The sequence below is a fragment of the Gluconacetobacter dulcium genome, assembly GCF_014174165.1.
Taxonomy (GTDB): Bacteria; Pseudomonadota; Alphaproteobacteria; order Acetobacterales; family Acetobacteraceae; genus Gluconacetobacter; species Gluconacetobacter dulcium.
In genome coordinates this window covers 41,122-58,907 of record NZ_JABEQN010000004.1, presented here as the reverse complement: position 1 = coordinate 58,907, position 17,786 = coordinate 41,122, and the positions used below count along the sequence as shown (strand labels likewise).

The following is a 17,786-nucleotide window of genomic DNA, read 5'->3' as shown; positions in this document are numbered from 1 at the left end:
CTGGCCCCGGCTACAGGAAAACGATGAGGCTTCCTCCCGTTATGGCACAGACATATGGCAAGGGGCATCCACGATGCAGTCGCCAGCGTTCGATCCGCAGAATACGTTGAACCCGGTTTCGAGGCGCCGCCCTGCCATGGCGCAGCGGTAGCGCCGCCCGACCCAGCAGATAACCCAGGGCCAGTACACCCCCGACCAACGCGATATTCAGAACCAGCGCCGGCACCTGGCCGGGCCGGAGCGCAAGGCCGACAGCCCCCAGCAATTTGGCGTCTCCGCCCCCCATCCACCCGCGCGACCAGCAAATGACCCCCAATACGAAGAGGCAAAAGCCGGACAGAACTCCACGCCACGGATAACCGCCGAGGCAGGCGAGCAGAAAATCCAGCAAGGCGACACAGAGAACCAGACGATCCGAGACCCGTCGGGTCGCGATATCATAGAGGGCAGCCCAGAACAGAAGCACCGTCACGCCGCCCAGGCACGCCACCCCCAACGGCCACCCGGCCATTCCCGCGGTGGCGCAAACCTTCACGAACGATATCGATCACACCTGTGGATTTCAGACATGATCAATTGCTGCCGACTTTCCCGGTGTCGGATTGATTGCTACCCGATGAATCGCTCGTCGGAAGTTCGCTGGCCACACTATTGAACGTGTTGCCCAGATTTTTACCCAATGTCGTCAGCGCAGTAATGGCCACGATAGCGACCAGCGCCGCAATCAGCCCATATTCCAGCATGGTCACGCCCCGACGATCGCGCTTTAGAGCAACAACTTCCCGCAGGAACCGCATGACACTCGCCCCTCTCTAATATTCTTGAGAGCCTACAAATCCGCCGAACACACTTCATACCAATTGCATTCAGGATATCGGAACCCAAACGAGGCGGTTTCCACTCGAATTTTTAAGTCAATATTAATACGTTACCCACCGAAACCATGACTGTCCATACGGCGCTCACGGAAAACCATATGATAATCTCGTGCCACCTGGCGAGGCAGCCCTCAATGAGGCGCAGCCTGATGGTCCGGCACCGGCTTTTTGTCCTTTGCGTCGCCCAGCAGCGCCGCGACGGCGTGAGCGGTGACAGTCGCTTCATCGTATCGGCTCTGGGCACGCATCCGCCCGGAGCTGCCCATCCGATATCGAAGGTCCGAATCCCGTACCAGACGCAACAGCGACCGGGCCAGCGGTGCAACCTCTCCAACGGGCACCAGCAAACCGGTGCGGCCGTTCACCACCTGCTCGCGCGGGCCACGGATATCGGTCGCCACGACGGGCAGGCCGCACAGCATCGCTTCGATCACCGACATCGGCAACCCTTCGAAATGACTGGGCAGCACAAAGATATCCGCGGCCGCCAGCAGGGCCGGAATGTCCCTTCGATAGCCCAGCCGGCGCAGCCGGCCGCCAAGCTCGCGCTCCGCACGCGCGAAATTCTCGTCCAGCGACGATCCATGGTCCGATGCCAGGCGTTCGCCCACCACCCAGAGTTCGGCTCCAGGCACCTGCTCCATGGCCTCCAGCAACTCTGGATAACCCTTGTGACGTACCAGCCGTGAAACAGCGATGATCACGACCGCGTTGGGCGGCACGCCCAGTTCGGCACGAATCCGCTGCCGCGCTTCGGGATCGGGATGAAAGCTGGCCGGATCGCGGCCATTGCCCAGCGCAAGCGGCTTCGGGTGGATATGGAGGCGCTGCGCGTCCTCAGCCTCCTGCGTGGACACGGTGAAATACCGGTCGGTGATCCGACCGGCCATCCATTCCAGCGCCAGCGACAGGCCCCGCCGGGGCATCGACCCCGGCTGATTGAACAGAAACCCATGGCACGTATAGGCCACGCATTGAACACCGCAGAGCTTCGCCGCCAGCCGTGCCAGCAGCCCGCTGATCGGCATGTGCGCATGTACGATGTCCGGCTGCTCCTGCCGGATCAGGGCCATCAGCGCCGAGAGTGCCTGGACCTGCGCCAGTGGCGAAAAGGACCGCACCATCGGAACCGGTTCGACGCGGAATCCCTCGTCACGCACCTCGGCAAGCAAAGGCCCGTCCGCACAGACACCGATCACCTCATGTCCCTCGGCCCGCAAACCTCGCATCAGAGGCAGAAGAAAATGCCGAAGGGAAAAATCGACGTTGGTAACTTCAAGAATTTTCATTGTCGTTCACATGCTATCCGTGCCGACCATCCGCATGCAGGGCATCCCGTCCATTCGTCACCGCACCGCAGCCGTCTCTGAACCTGCCTTGAAATGCGCCGAGGACACGCCACCGACGTACATTTCCATGCAGGCTCTCATAGCACCACGCCCGGCCGTCGCGGAAACCCCTGGGCACGACCAGCGCGCGCAATGGCGGATCGGCGGACAAGCCCACCGACCCGTTCTCCGCCACGGCTGGACACAGAGATGCTCTAACCTTCCACCCGCGTCAGTCCCCAGCGAACGATCTGGCGCGTCCGCTCCTCGCTTCCCGCGCGCGAAACGCGGGCATGCGCTTCCGGGATAGCGGCTGCCTTCGTCTCGTCCTTCACTCCGTCGCCCTCCCGGTCCACGGCCGCGCCTTCGACGGGCACCGACTCCGCCGTCTCGTCCGGTCGGGGCTCCGCCTCCGCCACCTCGGCTGTCGCTTCAGCCGCCACGGTATCGCCCGGCCGAACGTGAATAACGATCTGGCGCGTCCGCTCGGGCTTCCCTGCTCCGCAATAGATGCTCTCCTCAACCGCCAGCGTCCCGCCGTCGGCGCGGAATTTCCAGATCCGGCCCCCGACGTCCAGCATGACGATCTGCCCCTCGGCGTCCCATTCGGCCCCGACCGCAGGATGAAGATGAAACCGCAGGTCGAAGGACTGCGCCCGTTCGCCCTCGACGATTTCCTCACCCCGCAGGTCCTCGCCCCCGTCCCCCAGATAGAGCCGACGACGCCACGAAGCACCGAAGGGCGCGTGATAGCCATCGTGTGACAGATCCAGCCAGTGCGCCCCGTCCTGGCCCATCTGTTCCGCCGTCACATGCGGCGGGCGCCGCTGGATACCGCCATCGGCCCCGATGTCGGAGGACGAACAGCCCTCCAGCACCAGCAGCGAATGCGCGGCGCTTTCACGCAGCGCGCGCCGCCATTCCGGCGTCTGCCCGGCGCCGCAATTGACGATCACACGCTGCCGCGCCACCGAAAACTCGAAGGACAACGTCCCCGCATGGGCCAGGCCATCAAAACCGGCCGGCGGAGGCGCCGCCGCGTCGACCAGCAGCAACGAGCGCCCGACCTGCAAGCGGATGAAGCCCCCGTCGGGCATGGTGGTCGCCACGACCCGCGACCGGGTCGATTGCGCCAGGACCATCTCGATCATCGCGACATTGCCGACATGGCTGCCGTTGAACAGCGCCAGCCCCCCATCCCCATGCCGCAGGGCGCGCAGGACCGGACTCATCCGGTCGAGCGCCAGCGCCAGCGAATCAGGCAACGGCAACTGGGCCGCCTGAATCATCGCCCGCATCTCGGCCAGTTCGCGCAGGGCGAGGAACTGGATTTCGGGGCTGCGCTGGATATGGCAGCCATCCTGCATGATCTGCCGCGCCAGTTCGGCATCGAGATAGCGCATGAAGCGGGAGAGGAAGCCGCTATGCTCCGGCATCGCGATCGCCGCCGCCAGCAGGCCCTTGAAGGCGACCAGCGCCCGCCAGTCATGCGTCTCGGGCGGCAGCAGGGCCGCGATCGTCCGTCCTTCGGCCAGCAGACGCTGCATCAGGCGATGGCGGAATCCGTCGTCGGCCGATGCGGCGAAGAAATCGTAATGCCCCAGCCACGAGGCCAGCCGGGCGCCGGTTACGGCGCAGTCTCGCACCATCGGGTCGGTCGGCGGGTGGGCCAGCCAGTCATTGACCAATGCGCGGGCCTGAAGCCGCGCCGAATCCGTTCCAACGGCGCGCAGGTCCCGCAGCCAGGTGAACCCATGCAGATAGGCCCGGAACGAATCGGGATAGGACGGATCTTCCCACCGGCCGGGGCCAATCCGCCGCGTCACGCCGCCATGGGTCAGGCTACCAAGCGCCAGTTGCGCCCCGGATGTCGGGTCGCCGGGCCACAGGTCGCGCACAACATGGACCGGGGCAGCAGGAACACGCCCCAACCCCGCCAGCGACGGCAGGCGAGCCAGCGAAAGACGTGCATCCTGGCTCCAACGTCGCAGGACCATCAGGCCCCTCTCATTTCACGAGGCAGATCCGCCCACCCCACGTCTGACAGCCCGCCCTGACTCATGAAGCCCGTCTGGCCGCCCCGCGCAGATCGGCAATGGCCCGCTCATAATCCGGCTGGCCGTAGACCGAAGTGCCGGCCACCAGCATGTCGGCCCCGGCCTCGGTCGCCAGAGCCGCGGTCCTGATATCCACGCCGCCATCGACACCGATCCGGATATCGCGACCTGTCGCTTCCGCCATCCGGCGCAGCGTGCGGATCTTCCCCAACTGGCTGGTCAGGAATTTCTGGCCGCCAAACCCGGGGTTGACGGTCATGACAAGGATCACGTCCACCAGGTCCAGCACTTCCTCCAGCGCCTGCGCCGGCGTCGCCGGACAGATGGCCACGCCCGGCTTCACGCCCAGCGCGCGGATCTGCTGCAAGGTCCGATGCGTATGCGGCCCGGCCTCGACATGCACATGGATATGGTCGGCCCCCGCCTCGGCAAACATCTCCAGAAACGGATCGACCGGCGCCATCATCAGATGCACGTCGAACACCAGGCTCGATTGCGGGCGCAGCGCCTTGATCAGTTGCGCGCCGAAGGACAGATTCGGCACGAAATGGCCGTCCATCACATCAAGATGAAGCCAGTCGGCCCCAGCCCGCTCCACGGCGGCGACTTCGTCCGCCATGCGCGAAAAATCAGCCGAAAGGACACTGGGCGCGATAAGGGGGGGAAAATGAATGGGCATGACGAACACTGTAACAGGAAATCACGGGCGGCATGCAAGCAGTTGCGTGCCGCCCAGCCATAACCCCTGCCCTCACGATCGCAGGAGCCGTCAGGGGCGGCGGAAACGCGCCGCGAAAAACCCGTCCATCCCCCCGATTCCCGCCCAGAGCGCCGGATGGGTCCGCAGCCAGCCTTCCGGGGTCAGGGCCTCGGGCAGCATCGCCAGCTCCTCCGCCGAGAACGGGTCGGGCACCAGCCCCATCGCCTCCGCGGCGCGGGCGCGCTCCGGCCCTTCCTCGGGCTGAAGCGAACAGACGGCATAAACCAGGCGCCCACCGGGGCGCAGCATGTCGCGCGCCGCCGCCAGCAACCGGTCCTGCCCCTCGGTCAGGGCCTGCAAATCACGCGGGCGCTTGATCCACAGCACATCGGGGTGGCGCCGCGCCGTGCCGGTCGCCGAACAGGGCGCATCCAGCAGCACGCCATCCAGCAGCGCATCGGGCCGCCAGGTTGTCGCATCGCCCAGCACGGTTGCCACCCGCTCCGTCAGGCCGAGACGCGCCAGATTCTCATGCAGCCGCGCCATGCGACCGGGCTCGCGTTCGATGGCCGTCACCTCGGCCCCGGCAAAGGCCAGTTGCGCCGTCTTGCCCCCCGGGGCCGCGCACAGATCGGCAATCCGCTCACCCGGCCGCGCCGCCAGCAGGCGCGCGGGCAGCGACGCCGCGGCATCCTGCACCCAGAACGCCCCCTCGGCGTACCCCGGCAGTTCCACCACCCGCGTCCCGGCCGGCAGGCGCGCCGTACCGGTGGGCAACAGGTCCGCGCCCGGCGGGCACTCCGCACCGGGGCGCATGGTCAGGTCCAGCGGGGCCTCCCGGCCCAGCGCTTCAGCGATCGGTCGCGCCAATCCGCCCCACGCGCCCCACAACCAGGGCGGTACATCCAGCCGGTCCTGGTCCAGCCCGTCCAGCGCGCCCACGCCGGCCTGTGCCACGCGGCGCAGCACGGCATTCACCAAACCTGCGAACGGCGTCAGCCCCCGCCGACGCGCCAGCGAGACCGCCGTGCCAACCGCCGCATGGGCGGGCGTGTCCAGAAACAGGATCTGCGCCACGCCGATCAGCAGTACTGTGCGCACCGGCAGCGGCGGTTCCTTCTTCAGGAACGGTTCCAGCACCATGCCGGCGGTGCCCAGATGGCGCAGCACAGTCGCCGCCAACCGGTGCGCAGCGGCCCGGTCGCGCGCATCCGCGCCACGCGCCGCCGGAGACTGGTCCAGGCTGGTCTCCAGCATACGGCGATGTTCCAGAACGCCCTGCACGATATCGAAGGCGATATCCCGCGTCGGGTCCGCCCCGGCCCCGCGCGGTCCGCGCTGCCCCCGTCCGTCTGGTGCGCCCTGGTTCATGGTGCGTATGCTCCTCCCGTCCCGTTTCATGATGCCGCGTGCTGATGGCATGCCCATCTTCCCACCGCCACCCCTCCGCCCCCGGAATCTGCGTCATATCCCCCTTGACCGGCGACCAGCCCCGTCCAACCGTAAAGCCATGACGACCCACCCCGCCGCCCACCCGCCCAGCCCATCCCCGATCACCACCGCCCTGGCCGACATCCGGGCGCGGATCGTGGCTTCAGCCCGTAGCGCGGGCCGCGCGCCCGATGCCGTCACACTGGTCGCGGTCTCGAAATTCCACCCGCAATCCAGCGTGGTGGAGGCCCTGCGCGCCGGCCAGACCGTATTCGGCGAAAACCGCGTGCAGGAAGCGGCCGAGAAGTTTCCCGCCCTGCGCCAGGACTGGCCCGCCATGCGCCTGCATATCATCGGCGGCCTGCAAACCAACAAGGCCCTGGAGGCAGTGCGGATCGCCGACATGATCGAAAGCCTCGACCGCCCCGCGCTGGCCGACGCGCTGGCCCGCGCCGCCGACCGCACGGGGCGGCTGCCGGATCTGCTGGTCCAGGTGAACACCGGCGACGAATCCCAGAAATCCGGCATCCCGCGTGCGCAGGCCGACAGTTTCATCACGGCGTGCCGCCGGCGTTTCGGCCACGCCGTGCGCGGCCTGATGTGCATCCCCCCAGCCGACGAGGACCCGACGCCGCATTTCCGCTACCTGGCGGATCTGGCACAAACCCACGGCCTGGCCCTGCTGTCGATGGGCATGTCGGCGGATTTCGAGGCCGCGATCGCGGCTGGTGCCACCCATGTCCGCGTCGGCAGCGCGATCTTCGGTCATCGACCCGCCAGCGCACCGAATGGCGCTATCCCGCCCGCTCGCCTTGCTGCCCCCGAATCATGACGCTATGCCGGGTGATAACGCGGCCGGCGCGCCGTTGCCTGCCAACAGTCCTCGGAGCCGTCCCGACATGACGCCAGACCCGGTCGACCACACTGCCGGATCCATACCGCCCGCCCAGACAGCCGCAGCGGCTGCGGAAACGGGAGGCCATTCGGACACCTCGTCCAAGATTACCGAATTCGGTGCCGACCAGCACGAACACGCAGCCAATCCGGTCGGTTTCGCCGCCCTGCTGGCCGTCCTGGGCGTGGTCTTCGGCGACATCGGCACCAGCCCGCTCTACGCCCTGCGCTCCACCATCCTCGTCGTCTCGCAGCATCACCAGATCGACGCCTGGGAAGTCATGGGGGTCGAAAGCCTGATCCTCTGGTCGCTGATCCTGATCGTCACGGTCAAATATGTGATCCTGATCATGCGCGCCGACCATAATGGCGAAGGCGGCATCATCTCGCTGATGGCGCTGGCGCAGAAAGTATCCACCGACAGCCGACTGAAGCTGCTTCTGGGTATGGCCGGAATCGCGGGCGCCTGCCTGTTCTTCGGCGACGGACTGATCACGCCGGCGATTTCGGTCCTCTCGGCCGTCGAAGGGCTGGAGGTCAGCTTTCCCGCCGCGCGCGAACTGATCATACCGATCGCAATCGTGGTGCTGATCGGCCTGTTCAGCGTGCAGTCCTACGGCACGGGCAAGGTCGGCACCATCTTCGGTCCGGTCATGGTGGTCTGGTTCAGCATGCTCGGCGTCCTGGGCCTGCTGGCGATCATCCGCCATCCGCATATTCTCATGGCCATTTCGCCGATCTACGCGGTGAAGTTCATCATCTACCACGGCTGGCTGTCCTTCATCGCCCTGGGCTCGGTCGTCCTGTCCGTGACCGGCGCCGAGGCGCTGTATGCCGATATGGGCCATTTCGGCCGCCAACCCATCCGCTATGCGTGGCTGTTCTGCGTCCTACCCTGCCTGGCGCTGAACTATATGGGCCAGGGCGCCCTGATCATTTCCGACCCGTCCGCGATCAGCAATCCGTTCTTCCTGCTCGGGCCGCACTGGCTGCAGATCCCGATGATCGTCCTGTCGACGATGGCGACCGTCATCGCCAGCCAGGCCGGCATCTCGGGCGGCTTTTCGCTCTGCCGCCAGCTCATCCAGCTCGGCTACCTGCCGCGCATGCGCATCACCCACACCAACAAGGATGAGGAAGGGCAGATCTTCCTGCCCGAATTCAACCGCTTCCTGATGGTCGGCGCCCTGCTCCTGGTGGTGTCCTTCCGCAGTTCCGATGCCCTTGCCTCGGCCTACGGCATCGCCGTCACCGGCACCTTCATGTGTACCTGCGTGCTGGCAATGGTGGTGTTCCGCCGCCAGTACCACTGGTCGCGGGCGGCGGCGGCGGCAACGTTCGGCGGCTTCTTCGTCATGGACAGCGTCTTCTTCGCGTCGAATGCGCTCAAGATCCCGCAGGGCGGCTGGGTGCCGGTCCTGCTGGGCACCGCGTTGACCCTGATGATGACGACCTGGAAACGCGGCCGCAGCCTGATCATGGCCCGGCAGAAACTGGACAGCCTGCCCGTCAATTCGTTCCTGGCCCGCCTGCCGCAATCGCGCACCATCCGCGTGCCCGGCATGGCCGTCTTCATGACCGCAACACCGGAATTCGTGCCGACCTGCCTGCTGCACAATCTGAAGCACAACAAGGTGCTGCACGAGCATGTGCTGTTCGTCACCGTCCAGACCCTCGACCAGCCGGAGGCCACGCGCGGCCACCGTGTCGCCCTGCAGCAGCTCGCACCGAATATCTACCGGGTCATTCTGCGTTACGGCTTCATGGAAACACCGAACCTGCCCCGCGCGCTGGAAGACCTGAAGGCCAACGGCGTGGAGTTCGACGCCATGCAAGCGTCCTATTTCACCAGCCGCGAACTGCTGGTCCGCTCCTCGGTGCCCAAGATGTCGCGCTGGCGGATGTCGCTGTTCCTGCTGATGGCGCGCAACGCCGTCCCCGCCACCGAGTTCTTCCGCATTCCGCCCGATCGTGTGGTGGAACTGGGCGTGCGGCTTGCCATCTGACGTACAGGCGCCGGCCAATGAAGGGGCGCCCCTGGCACTCTACGTCCATTGGCCGTTCTGCCTGGCCAAATGCCCGTACTGCGATTTCAACAGCCACGTCCGCGACACCATTCCCCAGGCCCGCTTCGCCGCGGCCCTGCGGCGCGAACTGGCCCATGAAGCCGCCCGCCTGACCGAAGACGGCCCGCGCCGGCTCGGGTCGATCTTCTTCGGCGGCGGCACGCCGTCGCTGATGGCGCCCGAAACGGTCGCGGACCTGATCGCCGACGCCCGGTCCCAGTTCGCCACGGCCCCCGATCTGGAAATCACGCTGGAGGCCAACCCGACCAGCGTCGAAATCGGTCGACTGCGCGCTTTTCACGATGCCGGAATCAATCGGGTGTCGCTGGGCATCCAGAGCCTCGACGACGACGCGCTGCACCTGCTGGGGCGCCAGCATTCCGCCGGCCAGGCCATCGCGGCACTGGAGACGGCGCGCGACCTGTTCGGGCGGATCTCCTTCGACCTCATCTATGCCCGGCCGAACCAGTCGCCGGCCGCCTGGCGAGCCGAACTGAACCAGGCCCTCGCCCTGGTGTCGGACCATCTGTCGCTCTACCAACTGACCATCGAGCCCGGCACCCGCTTCGAAGGGCTGCATCGCCAGGGGCTGCTGACCCTGCCCGACGAGGATTCGGGGGCCTTGATGTACGAGGAAACCGCCACCGTCGCCGCCGGCCACGGACTGGCCGCCTACGAAGTCTCGAACTACGCCCGGCCGGGCGCGGAAAGCCGTCACAACCTGACCTACTGGCGCTATGACGATTATCTGGGGATCGGCCCCGGCGCCCACGGACGAACGACCCTGGCGGACGGCCTGCACGCCACCCGCCGCCACCGCGCCCCGGAACCCTGGGCCGAACGGGTGGAACGAACGGGTAGCGGCCTGATGCAGGATGACATCCTGACATCGCGCGACCGCGCCCGCGAAATGCTGCTGATGGGCCTGCGCCTCACCGAAGGTGTGCCGGAGGCACGATTCGCACAGCGCACGGGCATGGCGATGAACGATGCGCTCGATCCGGTGATTCTGGCGGCAGCGCTGGAAGAAGGCTACCTCGTGCGTGACGAAACCATCCAGGGGGCCGTCCTGCGTGCCACGAATGCGGGCCGTCTCCGCCTGGAGGCCCTGCTCGGCGCCACGGTTCTTTAAAACACTGTTCCAAATTGATAAATACTGAGCCAGAAACGCCCAAGGATTGCGTTTTCGCCCAGCACCGCAACATCATCGCCGATCGCGACGTGGCGGAGGAAACACGCGCCGGATTGCCAGATGCAGCCTTTTTAAAACAGTCTCAGGATAACCGGACAGCCGGGCTCTCGTACACAGGACGCAGCATGCCATTTTCCCCTTCCCGGCGCCGGACGCACACTGCCTCCCGCCGCCTCCTGCCCACCGCATTGCGTGCGCTCGTCCTGGGCGCTGGCCTCCTGGCCGCCACCCAGCCGACCGCTCATGCGGCCGAGCCGCGACTGGTGATCGAGGACAATGATTTTCTCGGCCCCGGCGGTTCCGACCAGCAATCGATCATCCCCCTGCTGTTCAACCCCGCCGTCAAAGTGCTGGGCTTTACCGTCGCCACTGGTGATGGCTGGGAGAATCAGGAATCCGCCCATCTCCGGCGCTTTCTGGAGATCATCGGCCGGACCGACGTTCCGGTCGCCGACGGCGCCGTCTATCCGCTGATCAACAGCGTGCCCCGGATGCGCCTGCGCGAGAAGCAGTTCGGCACCATTCCCTGGAAGGGTGCGTGGGGCGGACTGGGTTCGATGGACAAGGTCCCCTCCGAACAGCCGCCATTGCCGGCGATGAAGGACGGTGCCCCGAGCCTGAAACCCACGGCGGAAAGCGCCGCCCTGTTCCTGATCCGGCAGGTCCACGCGCATCCGCATCAGGTCACCATCGTCGAAGCCGGGCCGATGACCAACCTGGCACTGGCGATCCGTATCGACCCGACCTTCGCCGCCACCGCGAAGGAACTGATCTTCATGGGCGGCCTGCTGGACACCAGCATGCGCTCCCTGACCGGCAACGTCGATTTCGCTTCGGACTTCAACATGATCTTCGATCCCGAGGCGGCGCACATCACCCTCACCGCCCCATGGCCGTCGATCACCGTCGTCGGCAACGTGTCCAACGACCTGATGATGACGCGCGACTATCTCAAGCGCATCCAGCAGAAACGCACACCGATGACCGACTATATCGGCACCTATTACGACCCGCTGCCGATGTGGGATGAAATGGCGACGGCCATCGCGGCCGACCCCACGCTGATCAGCACGTCGCTCGACGCCTATATGGACATCGACCTCGCCAACGGGCCTCATTACGGCCATGTCGTCGTCTGGCCCGACGCGACGGCACCGAAGGAAACAGGCATCCGCAAGGTACGAATCGTGCAGTCGATCGACGCCCCGCGCTTCCTGGATACGTTCCTGCGCGAGGCGCAGAGCGACGTGCATCCAGCCGCCCATCCCTGATCCATGCTGCACCTGGTCAAGCTCGCGGTCGGCATCGCCTCGGTTGAAGAATTGGCGCACCGGCAACGTACCATGGCCGAAGGGGCCGGAGACGGGCTGGACGGCACCCGGCCGTCCGGCCACCCGTGGCTGCGCACCCGCATGTTTCCCCGCCGGGCATCGGAAATCCTCGATGGCGGCTCGCTCTACCGGGTCATCGGCGGCCTGATCCTGTGCCGTCAGCGCGTCGTCGAGATCCGCCCCGACACGCGCGAGGACGGCGTGGCCTGCGCGCTGGTGGTGCTGGCACCCGAGATCGTCCCGGTCGCGCCACGCCCGATGCGCCCGTTCCAGGGTTGGCGCTACCTCTCCCCAGCCGACGCGCCACCCGACCTGACCGCAAGCGGCGGCACTGGCGACATGCTTCCAGAATCATTACGGCGGGACCTCGCCGGACTATGCCTGATCTAGCCCCCCTCCCTGCGGCCGGCTCCCGCCGGAGGCGCGGCCGCCAAGCCGCCATGATCGGGCTGGCCCTGATCGTCCCCGCCATGCTGGCGGCGTGCAGCAGCACGCCCGGTTCGCGTTATTCCCGCTATTACGCCCGCAATGGCGCCTATCGGGCTCCCGGCTCGCCCCAGGACCCGTGGGGGCCCTATATTTCCGACGCCTCGACCCGCTTCTCGGTCCCCCAGGAATGGGTACGCGCCGTGATGCAGCAGGAATCGGGCGGCCATGAATATCTGCACGGGCAGCCGATCACCTCATCCGCCGGCGCCATGGGCCTGATGCAGCTCATGCCCCAGACCTACGCCGACATGCAGGCGCAGAACGGGCTGGGACCGGACCCTTACGAACCACACGACAATATCCTCGCCGGCACCGCTTATATCCGGCAGATGTACGACCGTTACGGCGCACCGGGCTTTCTCGCCGCCTACAATGCCGGTCCGCAACGCCTGGACGACTATCTCCAGACCGGACGGCAATTACCGAACGAGACAGTCAACTACCTCGCCTCGGTCACACCAAACCTGGGCACGAAGGTGGCACTCAGCGGCCCGCTGGCCGCCTATGGCAGCGGCACCCAGATGGTATCGGCCACGCCGACCAGGCTACCCGTCGCCATGGCGGCGGCATCCCGCGCCACACCGCCCATCGTCGTCACCCCCACCATCGCCAACCCCACCGGCGGCCAGCCCGTCCAGTACGCCGCCTACGTGCCGCGCTCCACGCGCGCCCGGCAATGTGCCCGAGATCCTGACGCAGCCTACGACCCCGATGCCCCCTGCCAACCCTTGGCGCCGCCCATGCCGTCGGCACTCCCACCACCTACGCCGACCGTCGCCCAGTCCATGGCCGCCGCGCCATTCGTCGCAACACCGGCCGCCGCCCGCGCACCCATGGCTGCCATTGCTCCGGCCGGCGTGAATTACGGCCAGTGGTCGATTCAGGTCGGCGCGTTCGCCTCGGAAGGGCAGGCCCGATTCGCCGCCACCATGGCCCGCCAGGCAGCGTTCAACGCCCTGAACGGCGCACGCAGCGTCGTGCAGCCCGTCCCCTCGTTCAAAGGGCACCCGCTCTATCGCGCGCGGCTGGCCGGCCTGGCCCGCGGCAGCGCCGCCACCGCATGCTCGTCGCTGCACCAGCAGGGGCTGGACTGCATGATCGTGCGCCCCGACCAATAGATTCGGGGCCGTCACCACACGCGGTGACGGCCCCGGAGCCGTTCGTCCGATTTGGCCGCAGTCACGCAACCATTCAGGTGGTCAGGTCAGGCCGTCGCGTCCCATGGCGAGGAATTTCTCGCGGCGCTGGGCCACGAGCATCGCTCCGCTGAGCGACATCAGGTCCGGCAGTTCGGCAGCGATGGCATCACCTACCGCGCGAATCGCAATCCCCGGATCGCGCTGCGCGCCCCCCAGCGGCTCGGGAATGATGCGGTCGATCAGATGCAGTTGCAGCAGATCCTGGGCCGTCAGCTTCAACGCCTCGGCCGCGCTGGTCGCCAGCTTGGGGTCACGCCACAGAATCGACGCACAGGCTTCAGGCGAAATAACCGAATAGATCGCATGCTCCAGCATCATCACCCGGTCGCCCGCGCCCAGCGCGATGGCCCCGCCCGATCCGCCTTCGCCGATCACGGTGGCGATCACCGGCACCGGGGCCGAGAGGCAGGTGTCGATGGATCGCGCGATCGCCTCCGCCTGACCGCGCGCCTCGGCGTCGATGCCGGGCCACGCGCCCGCCGTGTCGATAAAGGTCAGGATCGGCATGCCGAAACGGCCGGCAAGTTTCATCAGGCGCTGCGCCTTGCGATAGCCCTCCGGGCGCGCCATGCCGAAATTATGCTCCAGCCGGCTCTCCAGCTCCGACCCGCGCTCGGTCCCGATCACCACCACCGGAATATCCTGGAAACGGCCGATTCCACCGATGACGGCCTTGTCCTCGCCGAACAGGCGGTCGCCGGCCAGCGGCGTGAAATCCTGGATCAGGGTGCCGATATATTCGGCCGTGTGCGGTCGCTGCGCGTGGCGGGCGACCTGGACCTTCTGCCCCGGTGTCAGCTTGGCATAGGCGGCCCGAAGCTGCTTGTCCGACTTTTCGGTCAGACGGGCGATCTCCTCGGCGATATTGATGCCGTCGGGGCCGGACATGTGACGGAGTTCGTCGATCTTGTTCTCAAGCTCGGCGACCGACTTTTCAAAATCTAGAAACTGGCGCATCCCGTGCGGATAGCACAGCCACGAATCCTGCCAAGTCCCCCCGCCCGGTCCGCCACCAAATCCATCGGGTGGCACGCCCCCCGATCACCACCCGCCGCGCGCCTCATGACGGCGTATTCCCCAGCCCGCCCGCGCCCTTTCGGCCGCCGGCGAGCGGATGATGCGCCTCGACCACCGCGCGCAGCCGTTCGGCCAGCACATGGGTATAGATCTGCGTCGTAGCGATGTCGGCATGGCCCAGAAGCATCTGAAGAGCACGCAAATCGGCCCCGCGCGCCAGCATGTGCGTGGCAAAGGAATGGCGCAGCACATGCGGCGACAGGCGCGCGGGGTCCAGCCCCGCCCGAAGCGCCACATCATGCAGGATGCGATCGAATCCCTGCCGTGTCAGCGGCCGCTGCCCATCCCGGCCGGGAAACAGGTAGGGGCTGCGCAGTGCCTGATCCCGCGCCGCCAGCGCCTCGGCCGCCGCGCGCGCCTGGACGGATAACGGCACCAGACGCTCCCGCCCCCCCTTGCCGCGCACCAGCAGCATCCGCGCGTCGCCCGCCAGGGCACGGCGCGGCAACGCCAGCAGTTCCGAAATCCGCAACCCGGACGCGTACAGAATTTCCAGCGCCGCCCGCGCGGCCAGCCAGCGCCGCCCGTCATCGGGCGGCGTGCCGCACGCGCCCAGCAGCGCATCGACTTCCTCTTCGGTCAGGAAGCGCGGCAGGGTCGCCGGCAGACGGGGCGCGTCGAGCAATGCAGCCGGATTGTCGGTCCGCACCCCTTCACGGCTCAGGAACAGATAGAACTGCTTCAGGCAGGACAGCCGCCGCGCCTGCGTCCGGGGCGACAGGCCGGCCTGGGCGAGTCCCGCCATGTAGTCACGCAACACGCCCGCGTCGGCATCCGCCATCGCGCACCCGGCCCCCGCCACGAACGATTCGAGGTCGCGCAGGTCCCGGGCATAGGCCCTCAGCGTATTCGCGGCCGCCCCACGCTCGGCCGCCAGCATTTCCAGGAACGATTCGGCCTGGACGGCCACGCTCATGAATGAACGAATCGATCCGGCGGCAGGTCCTTGTGTACCGGCACGGTCGGCGCCGGCGGCGGAAACGCACCCAGCGACATGAACCCACCGATTCCGACCAGAACCCCAATGCCCGCAAGAGCCAGCAGGATGCGCAGCATGACCGAACCCCAACGCAATGATGCCCGCCGCCTTGCCGGAAGATCCGGCCATGATGCGACATGGCGAGTTGTCTTTGCTCTATGGTAGGTTGGCCTTCATGTCACGCCAGAACGCCTCCGATCCGTCCGAGTCCATGCCTCAACCTTCCGCCGGGGACCAGGCGATGCCATCCGCCTCTACCGCTCACGGCACAGCGACGACCACCCCCCTGTTCCCAGGCCCCGGCCCGCGCGAAGACAGCGTGGTTCTGGTCGGCCTGATGGGGGCCGGAAAGACGACGATCGGCCGACGGATCGCAACGCGCCTGGGCATGCCGTTCATCGACGCCGACCTGGAAATCGAGCGCGCGGCGGGCTGCTCGATCGCCGACCTGTTCACCCAGTATGGCGAAGCCGAGTTCCGCAAGGGCGAACACAGGGTTATCCGCCGCATCCTGGACGGTCCCCCCGTGGTACTGGCGACGGGCGGCGGCGCCTTCATGGACGCGATGACACGGGCGATCGTCCGCGAGCGCGCGACGTCGGTATGGCTGCGCTGCCCGCTGCCCGTCCTGGTGCGCCGGGTCCAGGGGCGCGGCCACCGGCCGCTGCTGAACGCCGGCAACCCGCGCGACGTCCTGGCACAACTGATGGACATCCGTTACCCGACCTATGCCGAGGCAGACATTACCGTGGATTGTGGAGAAGAAAGCGTGGAACAGAGCGCCGCGACCGTCATCAATGCCCTGGCACTGGGCCGGCAACCGCGCGTCGTTCCCGTCATACTGGATCGCTGGCGGTATGACGTGACGATCGGCGAAAACCTCCTGCGCCACGCAGGCATGCTGCTCTCGCCGGTCCTGCCCCAGAAGCGCGTCGTGGTCGTGACCGACTCGACCGTCGCATCCCTGCATCTTCCGCAATTGCTCCAAGGGCTGGCCCAGGACGGAATCCGGGCCGAAACCATCGTCGTGCCGCCGGGCGAAGGTTCCAAGACGCTGGCGGAATATGAGCGCGTCACCGGCATCCTGCTGGAGATGGGGGTTGAACGCGGCACTACCGTCATTGCACTGGGCGGCGGCGTCGTCGGCGACCTGGCGGGCTTCGCGGCGGCGACCACGATGCGCGGCCTGCCCTTCGTGCAGATTCCCACCACCCTGCTGGCGCAGGTCGATTCCTCCGTCGGCGGCAAGACGGGCATCAACACCCCCTTCGGCAAGAACCTTCTCGGCGCATTCCACCAGCCGCTGGCGGTGCTGGCCGATACCACGACCCTGGCCACGCTGCCGCCACGCGAGATCCGCGCCGGCTACGCCGAAATCGTCAAGGCCGGCCTGATCGGCGATGCCGCCCTCTTCGCATGGTGCGAGGCCAACGGCCAGGCGGTGCTGGATGGCGATGCCGACAGCCAGGCCGAGGCCGTGCGCCGCGCCTGCGCGTTCAAGGCCGCCGTCGTGGGCGACGACGAGCGGGAGGAACGGAAATCGGACGGAAGGGCCCTGCTCAATCTCGGCCACACGTTCGGCCACGCACTGGAGGCCGAACTGGGATATGACGGTCGCCTGCTACATGGCGAAGCCGTGTCGCTCGGCCTGCGCCTGGCCTTCGTCACCTCCGAACGGATGGGCCTGTGCGGCAGCGCGGATGTCGAGCGCGTGACGACCCACCTGGAACGGCTGGGCATGCCGGCCCGGCTGCGCGACCTGGAGCAGACATTTTCGGCCGAAAGGCTGCTTGCCCACATGCAGCGCGACAAGAAGATGCGCGACGGGCGCCTGTCCTTCGTCCTCGTGCGCGGCATCGGGCAGGCTTTCACCTGCCGCGACGTTCCCGACAGCCTGGTGCGGGAAATTCTGCTGGCGGAAGGATGCTCCGCATGACGCTTCCGTCATGCGTTGCGATATCGCAACACAGATGCGCGGATAGCACATAATCCCGCCATAGCCCCGCTCGGTGGGGCCGCTGAATCCCCCTCGTCCGGAAATAGTTGCAATCCGCACGTAATCCTATCGAAACAAACTGTTGCTTTTTCAACACGGTGCTCAGTTGTAATAGCAGCTTTGTCCACGATGCGGGTTCCTAATCCGGAACCGGAAGTTCTATAGGGGG

Annotated in this window: 16 protein-coding genes; 7 read left to right on the top strand and 9 right to left on the bottom strand. The window is 66.8% G+C overall.

The genetic code is table 11. From position 1 onward, the window contains the following. Nucleotides 1–10 precede the first annotated feature (10 nt). The 6 genes from HLH25_RS04405 to HLH25_RS04380 form a co-directional block, all read right to left on the bottom strand. On the bottom strand, nt 11–511 hold the full coding sequence (locus tag HLH25_RS04405) for an A24 family peptidase (protein ID WP_220791684.1): 501 nt from the start codon (nt 509–511) through the stop codon (nt 11–13). 61 nt (nt 512–572) lie between these two features. Then, on the bottom strand, nt 573–797 hold the full coding sequence (locus tag HLH25_RS04400; RefSeq protein WP_182972923.1) for a Flp family type IVb pilin: 225 nt from the start codon (nt 795–797) through the stop codon (nt 573–575). 212 nt (nt 798–1,009) lie between these two features. Further along, on the bottom strand, nt 1,010–2,167 hold the full coding sequence (locus HLH25_RS04395) for a glycosyltransferase family 4 protein (RefSeq protein ID WP_182972922.1): 1,158 nt from the start codon (nt 2,165–2,167) through the stop codon (nt 1,010–1,012). Between the two features lie 254 nt (nt 2,168–2,421). Then, on the bottom strand, nt 2,422–4,203 hold the full coding sequence (locus HLH25_RS04390) for a heparinase II/III family protein (protein WP_182972921.1): 1,782 nt from the start codon (nt 4,201–4,203) through the stop codon (nt 2,422–2,424). Nucleotides 4,204–4,264: 61 nt separating this feature from the next. After that, complete coding sequence (gene rpe, locus HLH25_RS04385; RefSeq protein ID WP_182972920.1) at nt 4,265–4,942, bottom strand: ribulose-phosphate 3-epimerase; 678 nt, start codon at nt 4,940–4,942, stop codon at nt 4,265–4,267. A gap of 90 nt (nt 4,943–5,032) precedes the next feature. Continuing rightward, entirely contained in the window at nt 5,033–6,334 is a 1,302-nt protein-coding gene (locus HLH25_RS04380) for an RsmB/NOP family class I SAM-dependent RNA methyltransferase (protein WP_182972919.1), read from the bottom strand. A 139-nt stretch (nt 6,335–6,473) separates the two neighbouring features. On the opposite strand from HLH25_RS04380, the gene HLH25_RS04375 reads away from it, so the two are divergent. The 6 genes from HLH25_RS04375 (at nt 6,474) to HLH25_RS04350 (ending at nt 13,484) form a co-directional block, all read left to right on the top strand. Next, complete coding sequence (locus HLH25_RS04375) at nt 6,474–7,226, top strand: YggS family pyridoxal phosphate-dependent enzyme (RefSeq protein WP_182972918.1); 753 nt, start codon at nt 6,474–6,476, stop codon at nt 7,224–7,226. Nucleotides 7,227–7,293: 67 nt separating this feature from the next. Further along, nucleotides 7,294–9,294: a potassium transporter Kup gene (locus HLH25_RS04370; RefSeq protein WP_182972917.1), complete on the top strand. Its 2,001-nt coding sequence runs from the start codon at nt 7,294–7,296 to the stop codon at nt 9,292–9,294. Beyond that, nucleotides 9,284–10,486 carry a radical SAM family heme chaperone HemW gene (hemW, locus tag HLH25_RS04365; protein ID WP_182972916.1) on the top strand — a complete coding sequence of 401 codons (1,203 nt, stop codon included), beginning with the start codon at nt 9,284–9,286 and terminating at the stop codon, nt 10,484–10,486. The genes HLH25_RS04370 and hemW overlap by 11 nt, the downstream gene beginning before the upstream one ends. A gap of 185 nt (nt 10,487–10,671) precedes the next feature. Continuing rightward, nucleotides 10,672–11,817 (top strand): nucleoside hydrolase, encoded by a 1,146-nt coding sequence (locus HLH25_RS04360; protein ID WP_182972915.1) that lies wholly within the window; start codon nt 10,672–10,674, stop codon nt 11,815–11,817. Nucleotides 11,818–11,820: 3 nt separating this feature from the next. After that, complete coding sequence (locus HLH25_RS04355; protein WP_182972914.1) at nt 11,821–12,267, top strand: DUF1489 family protein; 447 nt, start codon at nt 11,821–11,823, stop codon at nt 12,265–12,267. Beyond that, nucleotides 12,255–13,484 (top strand): lytic transglycosylase domain-containing protein, encoded by a 1,230-nt coding sequence (locus HLH25_RS04350; protein WP_246401330.1) that lies wholly within the window; start codon nt 12,255–12,257, stop codon nt 13,482–13,484. The genes HLH25_RS04355 and HLH25_RS04350 overlap by 13 nt, the downstream gene beginning before the upstream one ends. An 81-nt stretch (nt 13,485–13,565) precedes the next feature. Here the strand turns inward: HLH25_RS04350 and HLH25_RS04345 are convergent, their stop codons facing one another. From HLH25_RS04345 to HLH25_RS04335, 3 genes are all read right to left on the bottom strand, one after another. Continuing rightward, nucleotides 13,566–14,522, bottom strand: coding sequence for an acetyl-CoA carboxylase carboxyltransferase subunit alpha (locus tag HLH25_RS04345; RefSeq protein WP_182973081.1), 957 nt, complete (start codon nt 14,520–14,522; stop codon nt 13,566–13,568). A gap of 103 nt (nt 14,523–14,625) precedes the next feature. Beyond that, a complete protein-coding gene (locus HLH25_RS04340; protein ID WP_182972913.1) occupies nt 14,626–15,558 on the bottom strand; it encodes a tyrosine recombinase in 933 nt (310 codons plus the stop codon). After that, on the bottom strand, nt 15,555–15,698 hold the full coding sequence (locus HLH25_RS04335) for a hypothetical protein (protein ID WP_182972912.1): 144 nt from the start codon (nt 15,696–15,698) through the stop codon (nt 15,555–15,557). Before HLH25_RS04335 ends, HLH25_RS04340 begins: the two co-directional genes overlap by 4 nt. Before the next feature lie 98 nt (nt 15,699–15,796). Here HLH25_RS04335 and aroB point away from each other — a divergent pair, with 98 nt between their 5' ends. Further along, entirely contained in the window at nt 15,797–17,557 is a 1,761-nt protein-coding gene (aroB, locus tag HLH25_RS04330; protein WP_375272709.1) for a 3-dehydroquinate synthase, read from the top strand. The last annotated feature ends 229 nt before the right edge of the window (nt 17,558–17,786 follow it).